Below are 18,056 nucleotides of genomic sequence, written 5' to 3'. Positions count from 1 at the left end.
ATTCGTGACAGACGGTGGCCCATTCTCAGAAGTCCCGGAAGTGTCGTCGCAGGCTGAAGACCTGCCAGACCGGTTGAGGGTGCATTCCCTGGCGCGAGCGCTGGGAACTACCAGCCGGCAGGTGCTCGATGCGCTGATCGAGCTCGACGGGCGGGTTCGCAGCGCGCACTCGACCGTCGAACGCGTCGACGCGGTCCGCGTACGCGACCTACTGGCCAAAGCCCCGGCGACGGTCGCCGCGTCGGTCGCCACCGAGGCCTCCGACGCCAACGGCGAGGCGGGTGAGCCCGAGTCTCGGCTGATGCTGGAGACGGCGCCGGCCGAGCGTCCCGAGTACATGCCGCTGTTCGTGGCGCCCCAGCCGGTCGAGCGGGTCGAGGCGCCCAAGAAGGCCGATGACGCCGCCGAGGCCGAAGCCGAAGCCGAGACCGACGACGATGACGACGAAGACGACTTCGACGGCGACGGGGACGGGGACGACGACCAGGCCGACCGTCCGGCCAACCGCCGGCGCCGTCGCGGACGCCGTGGTCGTGGTCGCGGTCGTGGCGAACAGAACGGCGCCGAGAACGGTGACGGCGGCAAATCGGACCCGTCGGCCGACTCCGGCGACGACTCGGACGACGACTCCGATGACGACTCGGACGATTCCGGCGATGACGACAACGGCTCCGGTGACGGAGCCACCAAGCGGCGCCGCCGCCGGCGCCGGCGCAAGTCCGGTTCCGGGGACGACTCCGACGACAACTCGTCTCCCGACGATCCGCCCAACACCGTCGTCCACGAGCGGGCACCCCGGGCCAAGAACAAGCCCGACTCCGGCAACAACGAGATCCAGGGCATCGACGGCTCGACCAGGCTCGAAGCCAAGCGGCAGCGCCGCCGTGACGGCCGCGACGCCGGCCGTCGCCGCCCCCCGGTCCTGACTGAAGCCGAATTCCTGGCCCGCCGTGAGGCGGTCGACCGGGTCATGGTGGTACGCGACAAGGTCCGCACCGAACCGCCGCACCCCGGCAGCCGCTACACCCAGATCGCGGTGCTCGAAGACGGCATCGTCGTCGAACACTTCGTCACCAGCGCGGCGTCGGCGTCCCTGGTGGGCAACATCTACCTGGGCATCGTGCAGAACGTGCTGCCGTCGATGGAGGCAGCGTTCGTCGACATCGGCCGCGGCCGCAACGGCGTGCTCTACGCCGGCGAGGTGAACTGGGAGGCCGCCGGTCTCGGCGGGTCCAACCGCAAGATCGAGCAGGCGCTCAAGCCCGGCGACTACGTCGTCGTCCAGGTCAGCAAGGACCCGGTCGGTCACAAGGGCGCCCGCCTCACCACCCAGGTGTCCCTGGCCGGCCGCTACCTGGTCTACGTGCCGGGTGCTTCCTCGACCGGCATCAGCCGCAAGCTTCCCGACACCGAACGCCAGCGGCTCAAAGAGATCCTGCGCGAGGTCGTCCCGTCCGACGCCGGGGTGATCATCCGGACCGCGTCCGAGGGTGTCAAAGAGGACGACATCCGCTCCGACGTCAACCGCCTGCAGGAGCGGTGGAACGAGATCGCCGAGCGCGCGCAGCAGACCAAGGAGAAGGCCGCTGGTGCCGCCGTCGCGCTCTACGAGGAGCCCGACGTACTGGTCAAGGTCATCCGCGATCTGTTCAACGAAGACTTCGGCAAGCTCGTCGTCTCCGGCGACGACGCCTGGGTCACGATCAACGACTACGTGAATTCGGTTGCACCCGAGCTTGTTCCGAAGCTGGACAAGTACGAGCCGGCCGCCCAGGACGGTCCCGACGTGTTCGCGGTGCACCGCATCGACGAGCAGTTGGCCAAGGCGATGGACCGCAAGGTCTGGCTGCCCTCCGGCGGCACCTTGGTCATCGACCGGACCGAGGCGATGACCATCGTCGACGTCAACACCGGCAAGTTCACCGGCTCGGGCGGCAACCTCGAGCAGACCGTCACCAAGAACAACCTCGAAGCGGCCGAAGAAACCGTGCGCCAGCTACGGCTGCGCGACATCGGCGGCATCATCGTCATCGACTTCATCGACATGGTCCTCGAATCCAACCGGGACCTGGTGTTGCGGCGGCTGACCGAGGCTCTGGCCCGCGACCGGACCCGCCACCAGGTGTCCGAGGTGACCTCGCTGGGCCTGGTGCAGCTGACCCGCAAGAAGCTGGGGACCGGGCTGATCGAGGCCTTCTCGACGACGTGTCCGCACTGCAGCGGCCGCGGCATCATGCTGCACGCCGATCCGGTCGACTCGATTGCGGCGACCAGTCGCAAGTCGGAGTCGAGTGGTCGACGCGGCCGGCGGGGCAAGAAGGGCAAGAGCGAAGAGGCCCCGGTTGCCACCGTGCCGGCCCACGCCCCCGGCGAGCACCCGATGTTCAAGGCGATGGCGGCCGCCAATGGCGGGCACGAAGAGGGCGACGAGTCCGCGCCTGGCGAGGACGCCGAGAACCTGGCCGACGATCAGGCGCTCACCGACGCCGGAGTTGACGAGCAGGTCGCGACGGAGACGGCCGAGGAAGACCTCGAAGACGACGACTTCGACGACGACGCGGACGACGACGAAGACGACTCGGATGACGACGACGACACCGAACAGGTCGATCTCGACGACGACGACGATCTCGATGAGGACGACGACCTCGAAGACGAGGACGACGAAGACGACGAGGACGAGGATGACGACGACGAGGACGACGACGACTCGGACGACGGGCACCGGGTCGCCGCGGTGACCGCGGGCCGGCCTCGCCGACGCCGTGCCGCGGCACGTCCCGCCGGCCCGCCCGTGCACTGATGGACTGATCGGCCGGTTTGACCCTGTAGCCGCTGGTCACGTACCCTTGACCAGTTGTCGCCAGGCCCGCTGGCCTGCCAGGTGGGACAAGTAGCTGGCCGACACCCCCCGACAAGCCCGCGCACGCTTCACTGGGTGGCGCGCGCGAGACCAGTACGAAGAAGAGGTAGACGTAACCATGGCGACCTACGCAATCGTCAAGACCGGCGGTAAGCAGTACAAAGTTGCCGTTGGTGACGTGGTCAAGGTCGAGAAGCTCGACTCAGAGCCCGGCGCCAGCGTGTCGCTTCCGGTCGCCCTGGTGGTCGACGGCGCCGACGTCACCTCCGACGCGTCCGCGTTGGCCAAGGTTGCCGTCACCGGTGAGGTGCTCGAGCACACCAAGGGCCCCAAGATCCGCATCCACAAGTTCAAGAACAAGACCGGCTACCACAAGCGTCAGGGTCACCGTCAGCAGCTGACGGTCCTGAAGGTCACCGGAATCAAATAGGAGGCGACAGACATGGCACACAAAAAAGGCGCTTCCAGCTCACGTAACGGTCGCGATTCGAACTCGCAGCGGCTGGGCGTGAAGCGATTCGGCGGCCAGGTCGTCAAGGCCGGCGAGATCATCGTCCGCCAGCGCGGCACCCACTTTCACCCCGGCGTCAACGTCGGCCGTGGCGGCGACGACACGCTGTTCGCCAAGGCGGCGGGCGCCGTCCTGTTCGGCGTCAAGCGCGGCCGCAAGACGGTCAACATCGTCTCGGCCGCCTCGTCGACCGACTGAGCGCTGCGAGTGTGAGGCCGTCTGCGGCTTCACATTCGACGAGTTAGAGGAATTCCGATGGCTCCTCGGTTTGTCGACCGTGTCGTCATCCACGCACGCGCCGGGTCCGGCGGCAACGGGTGCGCCTCGGTTCACCGGGAGAAATTCAAGCCCCTCGGCGGGCCCGACGGCGGCAACGGTGGCCGCGGCGGCAGCATCGTGCTGGTCGTCGACCCGCAGGTGCACACCCTGCTCGACTTCCACTTCCACCCGCACGTGGTGGCCGCCTCCGGCAAGCAGGGGATGGGCGGCAACCGTTCCGGTGCCGCGGCTCCCGACCTCGAGATCAAGGTTCCCGACGGCACCGTCGTCGTCGGCGAAGACGGCCGGATGCTGGCCGACCTGGTCGGCATCGGCACTCGCTTCGAGGCCGCCGCGGGCGGTCGCGGCGGACTGGGCAACGCCGCGCTGGCCTCGCGGGCCCGCAAGGCTCCCGGATTCGCGCTACTGGGCGAGAAGGGCGAAGAGCGGGACTTCACCCTCGAACTCAAGACCGTCGCCGACGTCGGCTTGATCGGATTTCCCTCAGCCGGCAAATCCTCACTGGTGTCCACGATTTCGGCGGCCAAGCCGAAGATCGCCGACTACCCGTTCACCACCCTGGCACCCAACCTCGGTGTGGTGTCGGCGGGGGAGCGGACGTTCACAGTCGCCGACGTGCCGGGCCTGATTCCGGGCGCATCGCAGGGTCGCGGGCTGGGCCTGGACTTCCTGCGGCACATCGAGCGCTGCGCGGTGCTCATCCACGTGGTGGATTGTGCGACCGCGGAGCCGGGGCGCGACCCGATCTCCGACATCGACGCCCTGGAAGCCGAGCTGGCCGCGTATACGCCCACTCTGCAAGGGGATTCGACACTGGGTGACCTGATCGACCGACCCCGCGCGGTTGTGCTCAACAAGATCGACGTACCGGAAGCTCGCGAGATGGCGGAGTTCGTCCGTGACGAGATCGCCGCTCGCGGATGGCGGGTTTTCGCGGTGTCGACCGTTGCACGAGAAGGCTTGCAACCGTTGATCTTCGGACTGGCCGACATGGTCGCCGAATATCAGGCCGCACAGCCGGTGGTGGTGCCGAGACGTCCGGTGATTCGTCCGGTGCCGGTCGACGAGTCCGGCTTCACCGTCGAGTCCGACAAGCACGGTGGATTCGTGGTCCGCGGTCGGCGGCCCGAGCGGTGGATCGCCCAAACCAGTTTCGACAACGACGAGGCAGTCGGCTATCTCGGCGACCGGCTGGCCCGGCTCGGTGTGGAAGACGAACTGATGAAGCTCGGCGCACAGCCGGGTTGCGCGGTCACCATCGGCGACGTCACCTTCGACTGGGAGCCGCAGACACCGGCCGGCATCGACACCTTGATGACTCGACGCGGCACCGACACGCGTCTGGACCCCAGCGACCGCATCGGCGCCGACGAACGCAAGGCGGCCAGGAAACAACGCCGCGCCGGCGACGAGGCGGAGGAGTGGCGCTCCGAGGCCCGGCACAAGAACAATGAATAGTCTTGCACGGGAAGCTGTTCGAACTGCGCGCAGCGTCGTCGTCAAGGTCGGCACCACCGCGCTGACCACACCGTCCGGCATGTTCGACGCGAGCCGGCTGGCCGGGCTGGCCGATGCCATCGAGGCGCGGATGATAGCCGGCTCGGACGTCGTGATCGTGTCGTCGGGTGCGATCGCCGCGGGTATCGAGCCGCTCGGGCTGAACAAGCGGCCCACCGACCTGGCCACCAAGCAGGCCGCGGCCAGCGTCGGGCAGGTCGCCCTGGTCAATGCGTGGAGCACCGCGTTCGCCCGCTACCAGCGCAGTGTCGGCCAAGTGCTGCTGACCGCACACGATGTCTCGATGCGGGTGCAGCACAACAACGCTCAGCGCACCCTCGACCGGTTGCGCGTACTGCACGCGGTGGCGATCGTCAACGAGAACGACACGGTGGCCACCAACGAAATCCGGTTCGGCGACAACGACCGGTTGTCGGCGCTGGTGGCGCATCTGGTCGGCGCCGACGCCCTGATCCTGCTCAGCGACATCGACGGGCTCTACGATTCCGACCCGCGCAAGTCCGCCGAAAGTCGGTTCATCGCAGAGGTTTCCAGGCCCGACGACTTGGCCGGCGTGATCGCCGGGCAGGGCAGCCACCTCGGCACCGGCGGCATGGCATCGAAGTTGTCGTCGGCGTTGTTGGCCGCCGACGCCGGCGTTCCGGTGCTGTTGGCGGCCGCCGCCAACGCCGAGGCCGCTCTGGCGGACGCCTCGGTGGGTACCGTGTTCGCGCCGCGGCCCAGTCGGATGTCGGCGCGCCGGTTCTGGGTGCGCTACGCCGCGGAATCCGCCGGTGTACTGGCCCTGGACCAGGGAGCGGTGAATGCCGTTCTGGGCCAGCGCCGTTCACTGTTAGCCGCGGGAATCACCGCGCTGGACGGGCGTTTTTACGGCGGCGACGTCGTCGACCTCAACGGCCCGGACCAGACGCTGGTGGCCCGCGGAGTGGTCGCCTACGATGCGGCCGAGCTGGCCACCATGATCGGCCGGTCGACGTCCGACCTTCCCGCCGAACTACGTCGGCCCGCGGTGCACGCCGACGACCTGGTCGCCGTCTAGCCCTTTGCTATCGGCACCAGATATAGCGCGCCCCAAGCTATCTCGGTCAGCGTTGTCGTCAGCTCCGCGTCGTATTCCGGCGGCCTGCTGGGCAGGTTCTGCTGGCACGCCCGCTCGACCATCCAGCTGAGTGCGCTGGCCGTGGTGGCCGCGGGCAGCTCCCGGCGGATCGAGCCGTCGGCCTGGCCGTCCTCGATCACCTGCGTCAGTCGCCGCGAGATCCCGTCGAGCAATTCGCGGTAGGTCGCCGCCACCTGCGGGTCGTAGCCCGCCATCTCGTTGAGCGCGACCAGCACGGGTTGGTGCCGGCGGTAGCCGGCGATGATGCCGGCCATCGCGGCGCGGACATCACCGGGATCGTGTCGCCAGGCGACACCCCACCACAGTTCGGCGCTGTCGGAGAGCTCCCCGAACACCTGGCCGGCCAGCCGTCGCAGCAGGTCGCCCTTGTCCTCGAAGTAGATGTAGAAGTTGGCCCGCGACATCCCGGCCTCGGTGGAGAGCCGGTCCACGCTGAGTTCGGTGAAGCTGGCGCCGTCGCACATCAGTCGCTCGGTGGCGTCGAGCAGCCGGCGCTCGATCTGTTCGCGCCGCTCCTGCCGCTTGGCCTGCGGCTTTCGGGTGACTGATGGCATAGCCGACAGTATGACACCTTGACTAGACACTGTGTCTACTTCTAGGGTCGTCGGTGTTCCGTGATTGTGACCGGCGTCATATCCGATGGAGGATCCGCTCATGACAGCGACGGCTGCCACCCCTCGCCCCTACGACCCCATCGACCTGTCCTCGCGGGCGTTCTGGTCGACCAGTGCGCAGGAGCGCGAGCAGGTGTTCGCCGAGCTGCGCGCCGACCGGCCGGTCAGCTGGCACCCGCCGGTCGAAGACGCGTTGATGTCGGATCCCGACGACCCCGGATACTGGGCGGTCACCCGCCGCGACGACATCGTCGCGATGAGCCGCGACAACGAGACGTTCCTGTCCGGAAAGGGTGTTCTCTTCGAGAACGTCCCCGAGGAGCTGCTCGAGGCGTCGCAGTCCTTCCTGGCGATGGATCCGCCCCGGCACACTTTTCTGCGCAAGCTCGTCAGCGCGGCTTTCACCCCTCGGCAGGTCAGACGAATCGAAGACTCGATCCAGGCCAACGCCAAAGCGATCGTCGAAGAGCTGAAAGACGCAGGCACCGGTGCCGACTTCGTCGAGCGGTGCGCCAAGGAGCTGCCCATCCGCACGCTGTCCGACATGGTCGGGATCCCCGAGGCGGAGCGGCAGAAGGTGGCGCATGCCGCCGACGCGATGGTCTCGTGGGCCGACCCGATCTACCTCAACGGCCGCCCGCCGTTGGAGGTGCTGTTCGAAGCGCAGATGTACATCCACCAGGTGGCTTTCGGGCTGGCCGCCGAGCGGCGCGAGAACCCCGGTGACGACCTGCTCAGCGCTTTGGTCAACGCAGAGGTGGACGGAGATCGGCTGGCGGATGCCGACATCGCCGCCTTCTTCGTGTTGCTCGCGGTGGCCGGCAACGACACCACCCGCCAGACCACCAGCCATGCGCTGCGGGCCCTGACCGACTACCCCGACCAGCGGGCATGGCTGCTGGAGGACTTCGACGACCGGATCGGCGGAGCCGTCGAGGAGTTCATCCGATGGGCGACGCCGGTGATGACGTTCCGCCGCACGGCCGCAAAGGATGTGGAGATCGGCGGTCAGAGCGTGCGCGCCGGCGAGAAGGTGGTGATGTTCTATTCCTCGGGCAACTTCGACACCGAGGTGTTCACCCACCCCGAGCGTCTCGACCTGAGCCGCAGCCCCAACCCGCATGTCGGTTTCGGCGGCGGCGGTGTGCACTTCTGCCTGGGCGCGAACCTGGCCAGGGCGCAGCTGCGGGCCATCTTCGGCGAGCTGCTGCATCAGCTGCCGGACATCGAGGCCGGCGACCCGGCCTATCTGGCCGGCAACTTCATCCACGGCATCCGCAGCATGCCCTGCACCTTCTAGTCGACGGCCGCGGGGGCCAGCTCCTCGGTGAGCAGGGTCAGCAGCTCCGAACAGCCGCCGTCGACCTTGACGGTCGCCAGGTCGTCGCCGCGGGTCGGCCCGCGATTGATGATCGCGACCGGCATGCCGAGGGACGCGGCGTGCCGCACGAAGCGGTAGCCGGAGAACACCGTCAGCGACGAACCGGCCACCAGGAGCGCGTCGGCATCCTCGACCAGTGAAAACGCCCGTTGGACAACGTCTTTGGGGACACTCTCGCCGAAGTACACGATGTCGGGCTTGAGCATGCCGCCGCAGGCCGGGCAGTCGAGATAGCGGAACGACGCGGTGTCGTCGACGACGGCGTCCGCATCGGGTGCGACGGCCAGGCCTCCGATCGCCTCGACGCGCTCGGTGAACCCCGGATTCAGCGCATCCAATTCCTCGCCGAGCGCCGCGCGGCCCATGGTGTGGCCGCAGCTCAGGCAGACCACCTGCGCGTAGGTGCCGTGCAGATTGATCACGTGCGCGCTGCCCGCTTTGGTGTGCAGCAGATCGACGTTCTGGGTGATCAAGCCGCTCACCACACCGAGTCGTTCGAGCTCGGCGAGCGCACGGTGACCGGCGTTGGGTCGGGTGTCGTCCATGTGCCGCCACCCGACGTGATTGCGGGCCCAATACCGCTGGCGGAACACCGGGTCCGAGGTGAATTGCCGGATGGTCATCGGGTTGCTCGGCGGCGAATCGGGGCCGCGGTAGTCGGGGATGCCGGAGTCGGTCGACATGCCCGCGCCGGTCAGCACGGCAACGCGGCGACCGGTGAGGGCAGCGACCAACTCGGGAGCTTCCGCGTGCACTGCCGTCACCTCATCGAGGGTACGGATTCATGCCCGGCAAGCCGCCGCCGTCGTCCGCTCGGGGTTGCCGGCCCGTGCTCACGGCGTGTGAATCACGGTGATTCTAAGCGTTTACATGTATTCGATATGTGGATGCTAGTTAGCCCATTCTGGCGGCTACTGTGAAAAATGTGGCGTTTGCCGGCTGCCTCGGTAGCCGGAAGGGGTTGGCGATCACGTCAGCGGAGCAGTGCTCACGCTGCGGGGGATTGCGGTGATCACCTGGACCACTACCAGCGGGTGCTCGGTAGTTCTCCGAACCTGATGCCGGCCCTCAGCAGCGCCCCCACGAGCTACATCCGGCCGGGTGGCAGCGGTCTCTCCGTTGCTGTGGCCGAGAGAAAGGGGTAACGCACGTGCTCGACTTCGGTGCACTGCCGCCAGAGGTGAATTCGGGCCGGCTCTATGCGGGTCCGGGCTCTGGCCCGATCATGGCGGCCTCGTCAGCCTGGCAAGCCGTCGCAAGCCAATTAGACGCTGTCGCACAGGGTTACAGCGCCGTGGTGTCGGGTCTGCTGGGTGAGGCGTGGGCCGGCGGCGCTTCGGCCGCCATGGCGGCAGCGGCGACGCCCTACGTCGAGTGGATCGCGGCCGCGGCAGCCCAGGCGGAAGAGACGGCCGGGCAGGCGCGAGCGGCCGCGGCGGCCTACGAATCAGCCTTCGGCGCGACGGTGCCGCCGGCCCTGGTGGCCGCCAACCGTGCGCACTACGCGGCCCTGGTGATGGCGAACATCTTCGGGCAGTACACCGCGCAAATCGCCGCTGACGAGGCCGCTTATGCGGAGATGTGGGCGCAGGACGCCCAGGCCATGTACGCCTACGCCGGATCTTCGTCGGCGGCCACCTCGTTGACGCCGTTCACCCGTCCGCCCGAAACGACGACGCTGACAGGGCAATCGGCGCAAAGCGCGGCCGTCGCCCAAGCCGCCGGCAATTCCGCTGCGACGCAGGCACAGTCGAGCTTGTCCCGGCTGATGTCCGCCGTGCCTCAGCAGCTGCAGAACTTCGCGGCCGCCGCGCCGGCAGCCGCACCGGCCGACCCGCTCGCCGATCCGCTGCTGACCGCGTTCAGCAACTTCAACACCCTGTCGGGTCCGACGAACCTCACCGCGGCGCTCAGTCGTACGGCCACCAGCGCCGGCAGCTTCTTCACCGCGCTCTACCGGACCGGGATCCAGGCCGAGGACCTGCCCAAGATCGCCGAGGAGGGCGCGGGTGCGGCCGGCGCCGCCAACGCGGCCAGTGCCGGAGCGCAGAGCGTGGGGGCCGCCGAGCGGTCCGTGCTTGCGAGTGTCGGTCAGGCGGAACCCATTGGGGGCCTCTCGGTCCCGCCGACATGGGCCTCGGCGACCCCGATCGCCAGTGCTGTGGAGAATCCGCAGTGGCTGTCGGAGATGGACCTCGGAGCGGTCCCGGCGTCCTCGGAGATGGCCGGCGCGCCGGGTGCGGCGCCGATGGTGGGGATGGCCCAGCAGCCGGGCATGTGGTCGCGTCCGACCGTGAGCAACATCCTGCGGGTGCCGACGAGTCGCTTCAAAATGCCGCGTCCGTTCCTGGGCGGTTAGCCGCCACGGTCGTCGTTGAGCGCTCGAGCGAATTCTCAGAGGGGACGTGATGTTTGATTTCGGGGCGCTGCCGCCCGAGATCAACTCGGCCAGGATGTACACCGGCCCGGGTTCGGGCCCGATGATGGCTGCGGCAGCGGCGTGGGACGCGTTGACCGCGCAACTGGAGACGTTCGCCGCCCGCTACTCCGCCGTGGTGTCGGAGTTGCACGGGCAGAGCTGGTCCGGCGCATCCTCGGCGGCCATGGTGGCGGCAGCCGCGCCCTACGTGGCCTGGGTGACCGCCACCGCCCTGCAGGCCGGGCAGTCCGCAGATCAGGCCCGCGCGGCGGCCGGCGCCTACGAGGCGGCGTTCACAGCGACCGTCCCGCCGTTCGTCGTCGCGGCGAATCGGGCTCAGCTGGCGTTGCTGGTGGCGACCAACTTCTTCGGGCAGAACACGCCGGCCATCGCCGCAAACGAGCTCGCCTACGCCGAGATGTGGGCACAGGACGCGGTAGCGATGTACACCTACGCCGCCACGGCCTCGTCCGCGACCGCACTGTCCCCCTTCGAGCAGCCACCGCAGACCACGAATCCGGTCGGGCCGGCGGCGCAGGCCGCGGCGACGTCGGACGCGGTCGGATCGTCGACCGGGCAATCCGCGACCCAACTCGCCCAACTGCTGGCCGCGGTGCCGCAGCAACTGCAGGGCCTGGCCGCGGCCGGCTCCGGGAACGCCGTGGCAGCCGACGCCACCACCTCACCGATCATCGCCGCCTTCGAGACCTTCAACATCCTGACCGGGCCGCTGGTGCCGGCGTATCAGATACCGTTCGCGACGTTCCAGGCAGGACTTTTCGTCACCGGGCTGACCGAAACCAAGGTCGAGAATCAGCTGCTGCCCGAATTGGCAGCCCCCCTGGACGGCGCCGCCGCGGCACAGGCTGCGTCGGCATCGGGGCCGGTGCAGCCGGTGCTTGCCAGCGCGGGTCGCGCGGTCTCCGTCGGTGGCTTGTCCACTCCGCCGAACTGGACGCTGGCCTCGCACGACAGCGCCGCGGTCGAGCCGGCGGAGGCGGCCCGGCCGGGTTTGCGGGTGCTGCCGCCGTGGGCACAGGAGCCGGCGTCAGCGGGCCACAGCGGCGTGCCGGCGATGGCGCCCCTGAACAACGCCGGCCCACGTCGCGGCGACAACACAGTGTTCCGGATGAGGGATCGCCGCTACCGGATGCCGCGGCCCGCGCCCGGTGGGTAACCGGGGTTCCGCTACCGATACTCGACGGCAAGGCGACAATAGAGTTGCCATGGACTTCTACAACGTCTACAGCCAGGGGTACGCCCGGGTAGCTGCCTGCACCCACCACGCCGCGATCGGCGACCCCACGGCCAACGCCGACTCGGTGCTGCGGCTGGCCCGGCAATGCCACGACGACGGTGTGGCACTGGCGGTCTTCCCGGAACTGACGCTGTCCGGATATTCCATCGAGGACATCCTGCTGCAAGACGTCCTGCTGGATTCCGTCGAGGAAGCGCTGCTCGACGTCGTCGCCGCATCCCGCGGCCTGCTGCCGGTGCTGGTGGTCGGCGCGCCGCTTCGGCACCGGCACCGCATCTACAACACCGCCGTGGTGATCCACCGCGGTGTCGTGCTGGGTGTGGTCCCCAAGTCGTACCTGCCCACCTATCGCGAGTTCTACGAGCGCCGTCAGGTCGCGCCGGGCGACGACGAGCGTGGGACCATTCGGGTCGCCGGGACGCGGGCCCCATTCGGCCCGGACCTACTCTTCGAAGCAGCCGATCTGCCCGGGTTCGTCCTGCACGTCGAGATCTGTGAGGACATGTTCGTCCCCATCCCGCCGAGCGCCGAAGCGGCGCTGGCGGGTGCGACGGTGCTGGCCAACCTGTCCGGCAGTCCGATCACGATCGGTCGCGCCGACGATCGGTCGCTGCTGGCCCGTTCGGCGTCGCAGCGGTGCCTGGCCGCCTACCTGTATGCGGCTGCCGGAGAAGGCGAATCGACCACCGACCTGGCGTGGGACGGACAGACCATGGTCTGGGAGAACGGTGTGCTGCTGGCCGAGTCGGAGCGCTTTCCCAAGGGGGAGCGGCGCAGCGTCGCCGACGTCGACCTCGAGTTGCTGCGCGCCGAGCGGTTGCGGATGGGCACCTTCGACGACAACCGGCGCCACCACCGGGCGTCGGCAGAGGCGTTCCGGCGGATCGACTTTCAGCTGGACCCGCCGGCCGGTGACATCGGGCTGCGCCGTCACGTCGAGCGGTTCCCGTTCGTGCCGGCCGACGTGAACCGGCTGCAGCAGGACTGCTACGAGGCGTACAGCATCCAGGTGTCGGGGCTCGAGCAGCGGCTGCGGGCGTTGAATTTCCCCAAGGTGGTCATCGGTGTCTCCGGCGGACTCGACTCGACCCACGCGCTGATCGTCGCCGCGCGCGCGATGGATCGGGAAGACCGGCCGCGCAGCGATATTCTGGCGTTCACCCTGCCGGGCTTCGCCACCGGTGAGCGCACCAAACGCAACGCGGTCGAGTTGTGCCGCGCGCTGGGGGTGACCTTCGCCGAGATCGACATCACCGAGACCGCGGCGCTGATGCTCAAGGAAATGGACCACCCGTTCTCCCGCGGCGAGAAGGTCTACGACGTCACGTTCGAGAACGTCCAAGCCGGACTGCGCACCGACTACCTGTTCCGGCTGGCCAATCAGCACGGCGGCATCGTAATGGGCACCGGGGACCTGTCCGAGCTGGGCTTGGGCTGGTCGACATACGGTGTGGGCGACCAGATGTCGCACTACAACGTCAATGGCGGTGTACCCAAGACATTGATCCAGCACCTGATTCGTTGGGTGATCGTATCGGGACAGTTCCCGCCGGACGTCATCTCGGTGCTCGAGTCGGTGCTCGACACCGAGATCACCCCCGAACTGGTACCCGCCGGCGAGGACGAAGAACTGCAGAGCAGCGAAGCCAAAGTCGGACCGTATGCGCTGCAGGACTTTTCGCTCTATCAGGTACTGCGCTACGGATTCCGGCCGGCGAAGATCGCTTTTCTGGCCTGGCACGCGTGGAGCGACCCGGACAGCGGCAACTGGCCGCCGGGATTCCCGGAGAACAAGCGTCCGTCCTACCCGCTCAAAGAGATTCGGCACTGGCTGCAGGTCTTCGTGCAACGGTTCTACTCGTTCAGTCAGTTCAAGCGGTCCGCGCTGCCCAACGGGCCGAAAGTTTCCCAGGGTGGGGCACTGTCGCCGCGCGGCGACTGGCGCGCCCCGTCCGACATGTCGGCGCGGGCCTGGCTCGACGCGATCGAGCGCGACGTCCCCGAGGACTGAGCCGCCCGCCGGTTACCAGTTGGTCAGCATGACGTGGTTGATGATCAGCGCGCTAACGATATTCGCGGCCAGCCACCAGCGCTGAGATGCACGCGGCAGCAAAGCAGGAGTCGCGGTCAGCCACACCATGAACGGTAGCCAGATCCGCTCGGTCTCGGCCTTGCTCAGCATGCTGAGGTCGGCGCACAGGATCGCGGCCGCGGCGGCCACCGCCAACAACTGCAGACCGGAGCGCCGGCGGATCGCGGCGATGTCGAAGATCCTGCCCACACCCGCGACGCTGCCCAGGCCGATCGCGCAGACGACCGAGGCAAGGTTGGCCCAACCCCAATACTGGAACGGCCTGATCATCGCGATCCCTTGCCAATACCGTTGCTTGACAAGGTTGTAGCCATCGAACCAGCAGAAGCCCGCCGTGGTGAACACCGCCGCCACCACCAACGCCGCCGCGACGGCCGCAGCCAAAGTCGTCACCGCCGCTCGACGATCGCGCATGGCGAGGAGTACGGCCAGCGCCGGCAAGCCGATCAACACCAACCCGTAGTTCAGGTAGACCGCCCAGCCCAGCAGCAGCCCGGCCCCGAACGCCACCGCGATAGGCCGGCGCACCGTCCGGCTCGCCGACAGCGCGAGCAGCGCGATGCCCCACGCCGCAACCCCGGCAAAGTATCCGTCGGCGGAGACCGCAATCCAGATCGCCGTCGGTGCGGCCGCGACGAACGGCGCGGCCATCCGCGCGAGCGACTCGTCGCAGACAGCGCGTACTGCGACGATTACTGCCGTTGCCGCACTAGATCCGACCAGCAGACAGAGCGCCCCCGCCCACGCGCCACCGCCCAAGCCGATGCGATCGAGCCACACGAAGGTCAGCAATGCACCGGGCGGGTGTCCCGACACATGGGTGATCCAGGAATCCGGCTGGTAGTCCAGAATTCGGCTGGAAAAGGTCCGCAGCATCGACGGGATGTCGGTGACCGTCGGCACCTGCCGCAGGTACTCGTGGCGCGCGGCCAGTCTGCCCGCAAACCCGAGTTGCCATCCGTCGACCATGGCGAGCGCGAACGCCCAGGCGCACGACGTCAGCCAGGTGACGAGTGTGAGTGTGCGCCAAGACAATTGCTGAGCCAGGCTGGGGCCCCAGCGCACGACCGCGACGCCGAGCCCGATCGCCGGGACGGTACCCCAGCCGACGTGCGCGCGCCACCAGCCGAACAGCGGGGCGACGTCAGCCAGATCGTGAATCGTCTTCGGCGAGGCGTGAATCAGCGGGGTCACGATTCCCAGGTGCAGGTGCGGCACCGCGAACGCCGCTGCCACCAGGACGACTCCCAGCGATACCGCCACTGCTTCGCGGCGCCCTGGTTTCACTTCCACTCCGCCATGTTCTCCCACCACAGTCGGTCACCGGATCTGACGCGCCCGCTACGGCGACGGCGGGCCCGGGTCGGCATCCACCCGGGTCGGCGCGCGGCGGCCCGCCATGCCGAGTCGGGCGGCGTACGCGAGGGCGCTCGCGCCGAACAGTCCGGCGACCAACAGCAACCAGCGTCCGAGAAATGGCTGCTGATCCTGGCCGGTGGCCGCCACGTAGCTGGCGTGTCCCTGCTCGATGATCCCGGGGAAGAACAGCAGCAGGGACAGGCCGGTCGCCAGAGCGGGCACGCGCAGATAGTTCAGCGGCGAGACCGCCGCCCGCCGCTCAGCGCGCATGGGCCGGAATTTCCGGATGGCCGCAAGCGCACCGACGATCGACCGGTCCGCCAGCGCGTACAGCGGAAACAGGATCAGGTCGTGGGCGACGACGGCGCCGAGAAACCACACGCCGATCGACTGCCACCACACGTTGTGGTTCCACAAGGCGTGCGGGCCGAGCTTGATGATGACATATCCGGCCAGCGCCCACGCCGCGACGGTACCGAGCAGATGCAGCGGATCGCTACCGTAGCTGTCGGTGAATCTTGTTATCAGCGAACGCATTTCAGGCATGCTCGAATTCGATGAGCCGCACCCACTTGGTGTTGTGGACGCCGGGCAGTGCGGGCACGATGATGCGCGCGGGATACCCGTGATCCATGGACAGGTCAGCGCCGTTGACCCGGAGTGCGAGCAGTGCGTCGGCGTTGCCGACCTGGCCGGCCGTCAAGACGGCCCGGTTGAATCCGCCGCGGCGCTCCACCGAGCGAACGGTGGCGCGGGCGTCGGTGAGTCCCGCCAGAGCGGCCAGGTCGCGAAGACGTACCCCGCTCCACGTCTGGGTGGTCGACCACCCCTCGACGCAGGCGATGGGCAGGTCGACGGTGTGCTGCGGCATGGCCTGCAGGGCAGCCCGGTCGAGCAGCCGGCTTCCGGCCGGGCCGCGCACGTCCAGCCGCCAGTTGGGGCCGACATCGCCGGGGCTGATGGCAGCGGCCGTCGCGGTCCGGTTGACCTCGAAATCGTTGGGGCCCGAACCCCGAACGCGTCCTCGCGGTATCAGCAGTGCGGCACGTCGCGTGACGCCGCCGATGGTCTGACCGGCGGTGAGCACCGCGACGAACACCGCGCCACCCCCGACGAGTGCCAGTGCGCCGCGGCGGCTGACTGTCGGCGGCGCAGGATCAGTGGCGACCAACCCGTCGACGTCGAGCGGCTCGGGGCGGGTATCGGCTCGTGAGGTGCGCAGGACTGTGCGAAGCGATGTCGAACGCAGTGCGGTGACCATTTTCGGGATCTTGATCACGACGTGAATCACGAAGCCCGCGAAGAATATCCAGGCTCCGTAGTAGTGCGCGGTGTAGAAGCTGAAGCCGAAAATGTAGTCGTACTGGATGTTGAGCACGCCGGTGGCCAGTTCGAAGACGATGCCTCCGACCAGCATCAGCAACGAAAGCCGCTCCACCAACTGCGCGATCGACCGCAGCGGCGGCCAGGCGAACAGCCGCGGCATCACCGACCAGAGTTTGGCCAGCACCACGGGGATGAGCACCAGACCCAGCCCGACGTGCACACCCTGAGTCAATCGGTAGAGCCACGACGGCTCGCTCGGCCAGTCGAAGGTCGGCAGCGTGAGCCATCCGACATCGCGGGGGATGGCCTGGCCGAACTGTGGGCCGTAAGCGATGTACGACAGCAGCCCGGTCAGCCCGACGATCGGCAGACCGACTAGCAGCACCGATCCGAACACCGAGGTCAGCCACGGTCCTCGAAGCGGACTTCGCCATCGCTGCAGCATTGCGACCCCGGGTGGACGGCGGCGGTCCAGCGCCTGCCAGAGCGGCCGGGGAAAGCCGTAGTCACGCCGAGGGACGTCGACGTGCTTCGTCGGGTCGGGCGAGCGGCTAATGGTTCGCGCCGCGGCGAGTCGTCAACGTCAGCACCGCGATCACCCGGTCGTGGATGGTGATGACCTCAGTGACGCAGAACCCCGCGGCCCGCGCGATGTCGCCGAGCGCGAAAGCGCCGACGCGTGACCACGGAAACCATTGACCCAGATAGTCTTCGGTTTCCCACCGTTGCCATTCATAGCAGGATTCGGTTGTGGGGGAATCGATCTCGACGATGACGGTGCCGCCGTCGGCGAGCAGCCTCGCAGTCCTGCGCAGCGTCTCGACCGGATTCCCGCCGATGCCGATGTTGCCGTCGGTGAGCAGGACTTGGGCCCAGCACCCCTCGGCCGGCAGCGGCGAGAACACGTCGCGATGAATCGCGGTGCCGCCGCGTTGCCGGGTCATCTCGACGGCGGTCGCCGAGCTGTCGACTCCCAACGCGGGCAGCCCCCGCTCTTGGAGTAAGGCGGTGAATCGCCCGGGTCCGCAGCCCATGTCCAAGGTCGGACGCGATGAGCACTGCCGCAAGACATGTTCGTCGGCCAGGCGGTCGTGAGCGGTGGCCGCCAGCCCGCCCATCCACCGGGAGATGGGTAGCTCGCGACGGTGCCCCAGGTGATTGCGGGACCAGCAGGTACCGCCCGACGCGGCCGATTGATAGATCACGTCCACGGATCGCACCGCCGCGGCGACGGCTTCAGTTGTCATCGCGTGTCATCGCGGTGCAAATTCGGAGTTCTTGCCGACATTCATCTCCGTTCTCCGATTTGTGCAGGG

The 18,056-nt window shown here is 68.2% G+C and carries 15 protein-coding genes; 9 read left to right on the top strand and 6 right to left on the bottom strand.

Annotated features, from left to right (window positions below; translation table 11 throughout):
• Positions 1–4 precede the first annotated feature (4 nt).
• The 5 genes from rne (at position 5) to proB (ending at position 6,210) form a co-directional block, all read left to right on the top strand.
• Positions 5–2,803: a ribonuclease E gene (rne, locus tag ACZYW1_RS22085; RefSeq protein WP_463788587.1), complete on the top strand. Its 2,799-nt coding sequence runs from the start codon at positions 5–7 to the stop codon at positions 2,801–2,803.
• Positions 2,804–2,981: 178 nt separating this feature from the next.
• Entirely contained in the window at positions 2,982–3,293 is a 312-nt protein-coding gene (gene rplU / locus ACZYW1_RS22080; RefSeq protein WP_463788586.1) for a 50S ribosomal protein L21, read from the top strand.
• Between the two features lie 12 nt (positions 3,294–3,305).
• Positions 3,306–3,572 carry a 50S ribosomal protein L27 gene (gene rpmA / locus ACZYW1_RS22075; RefSeq protein ID WP_463788585.1) on the top strand — a complete coding sequence of 89 codons (267 nt, stop codon included), beginning with the start codon at positions 3,306–3,308 and terminating at the stop codon, positions 3,570–3,572.
• Between the two features lie 57 nt (positions 3,573–3,629).
• Complete coding sequence (gene obgE, locus ACZYW1_RS22070) at positions 3,630–5,111, top strand: GTPase ObgE (protein WP_463788584.1); 1,482 nt, start codon at positions 3,630–3,632, stop codon at positions 5,109–5,111.
• On the top strand, positions 5,104–6,210 hold the full coding sequence (proB, locus tag ACZYW1_RS22065) for a glutamate 5-kinase (protein WP_463788583.1): 1,107 nt from the start codon (positions 5,104–5,106) through the stop codon (positions 6,208–6,210). The genes obgE and proB overlap by 8 nt, the downstream gene beginning before the upstream one ends.
• Here proB and ACZYW1_RS22060 read toward each other — a convergent pair.
• Positions 6,207–6,845 (bottom strand): TetR/AcrR family transcriptional regulator, encoded by a 639-nt coding sequence (locus ACZYW1_RS22060; protein WP_463788582.1) that lies wholly within the window; start codon positions 6,843–6,845, stop codon positions 6,207–6,209. The two genes, proB and ACZYW1_RS22060, sit on opposite strands and share 4 nt — an antisense overlap.
• Before the next feature lie 100 nt (positions 6,846–6,945).
• On the opposite strand from ACZYW1_RS22060, the gene ACZYW1_RS22055 reads away from it, so the two are divergent.
• Positions 6,946–8,205 carry a cytochrome P450 gene (locus ACZYW1_RS22055; protein ID WP_463788581.1) on the top strand — a complete coding sequence of 420 codons (1,260 nt, stop codon included), beginning with the start codon at positions 6,946–6,948 and terminating at the stop codon, positions 8,203–8,205.
• Here the strand turns inward: ACZYW1_RS22055 and ACZYW1_RS22050 are convergent.
• Positions 8,202–9,050, bottom strand: coding sequence for an NAD-dependent protein deacetylase (locus ACZYW1_RS22050; protein WP_463788580.1), 849 nt, complete (start codon positions 9,048–9,050; stop codon positions 8,202–8,204). The two genes, ACZYW1_RS22055 and ACZYW1_RS22050, sit on opposite strands and share 4 nt — an antisense overlap.
• A gap of 386 nt (positions 9,051–9,436) precedes the next feature.
• On the opposite strand from ACZYW1_RS22050, the gene ACZYW1_RS22045 reads away from it, so the two are divergent.
• From ACZYW1_RS22045 to ACZYW1_RS22035, 3 genes are read left to right on the top strand one after another with little or no spacing between them, the layout of a single operon-like run.
• Entirely contained in the window at positions 9,437–10,645 is a 1,209-nt protein-coding gene (locus tag ACZYW1_RS22045; RefSeq protein WP_463788579.1) for a PPE family protein, read from the top strand.
• A 49-nt stretch (positions 10,646–10,694) separates the two neighbouring features.
• Positions 10,695–11,882, top strand: coding sequence for a PPE family protein (locus tag ACZYW1_RS22040; protein WP_463788578.1), 1,188 nt, complete (start codon positions 10,695–10,697; stop codon positions 11,880–11,882).
• A gap of 49 nt (positions 11,883–11,931) precedes the next feature.
• Positions 11,932–13,974, top strand: coding sequence for an NAD(+) synthase (locus ACZYW1_RS22035; protein WP_463788577.1), 2,043 nt, complete (start codon positions 11,932–11,934; stop codon positions 13,972–13,974).
• A 12-nt stretch (positions 13,975–13,986) separates the two neighbouring features.
• On the opposite strand, the gene ACZYW1_RS22030 is transcribed toward ACZYW1_RS22035, so the two are convergent.
• From ACZYW1_RS22030 to ACZYW1_RS22015, 4 genes are all read right to left on the bottom strand, one after another.
• Positions 13,987–15,342, bottom strand: a complete 1,356-nt coding sequence (locus tag ACZYW1_RS22030; RefSeq protein WP_463788838.1) for a hypothetical protein — start codon at positions 15,340–15,342, stop codon at positions 13,987–13,989.
• A 54-nt stretch (positions 15,343–15,396) separates the two neighbouring features.
• The gene (locus tag ACZYW1_RS22025; RefSeq protein ID WP_463788837.1) at positions 15,397–15,951 is read right to left on the bottom strand and encodes a hypothetical protein; all 555 of its coding nucleotides are present in this window, start codon (positions 15,949–15,951) and stop codon (positions 15,397–15,399) included.
• 1 nt (position 15,952) lies between these two features.
• Positions 15,953–17,185: a molybdopterin-dependent oxidoreductase gene (locus ACZYW1_RS22020; protein ID WP_463788576.1), complete on the bottom strand. Its 1,233-nt coding sequence runs from the start codon at positions 17,183–17,185 to the stop codon at positions 15,953–15,955.
• Between the two features lie 106 nt (positions 17,186–17,291).
• Entirely contained in the window at positions 17,292–17,987 is a 696-nt protein-coding gene (locus tag ACZYW1_RS22015) for a methyltransferase domain-containing protein (RefSeq protein ID WP_463788575.1), read from the bottom strand.
• Positions 17,988–18,056 lie beyond the last annotated feature (69 nt).

It is taken from the genome of Mycobacterium sp. IDUB_36 (genome assembly GCF_055419225.1).
This window is presented reverse-complemented; position numbering and strand designations above follow the sequence as displayed.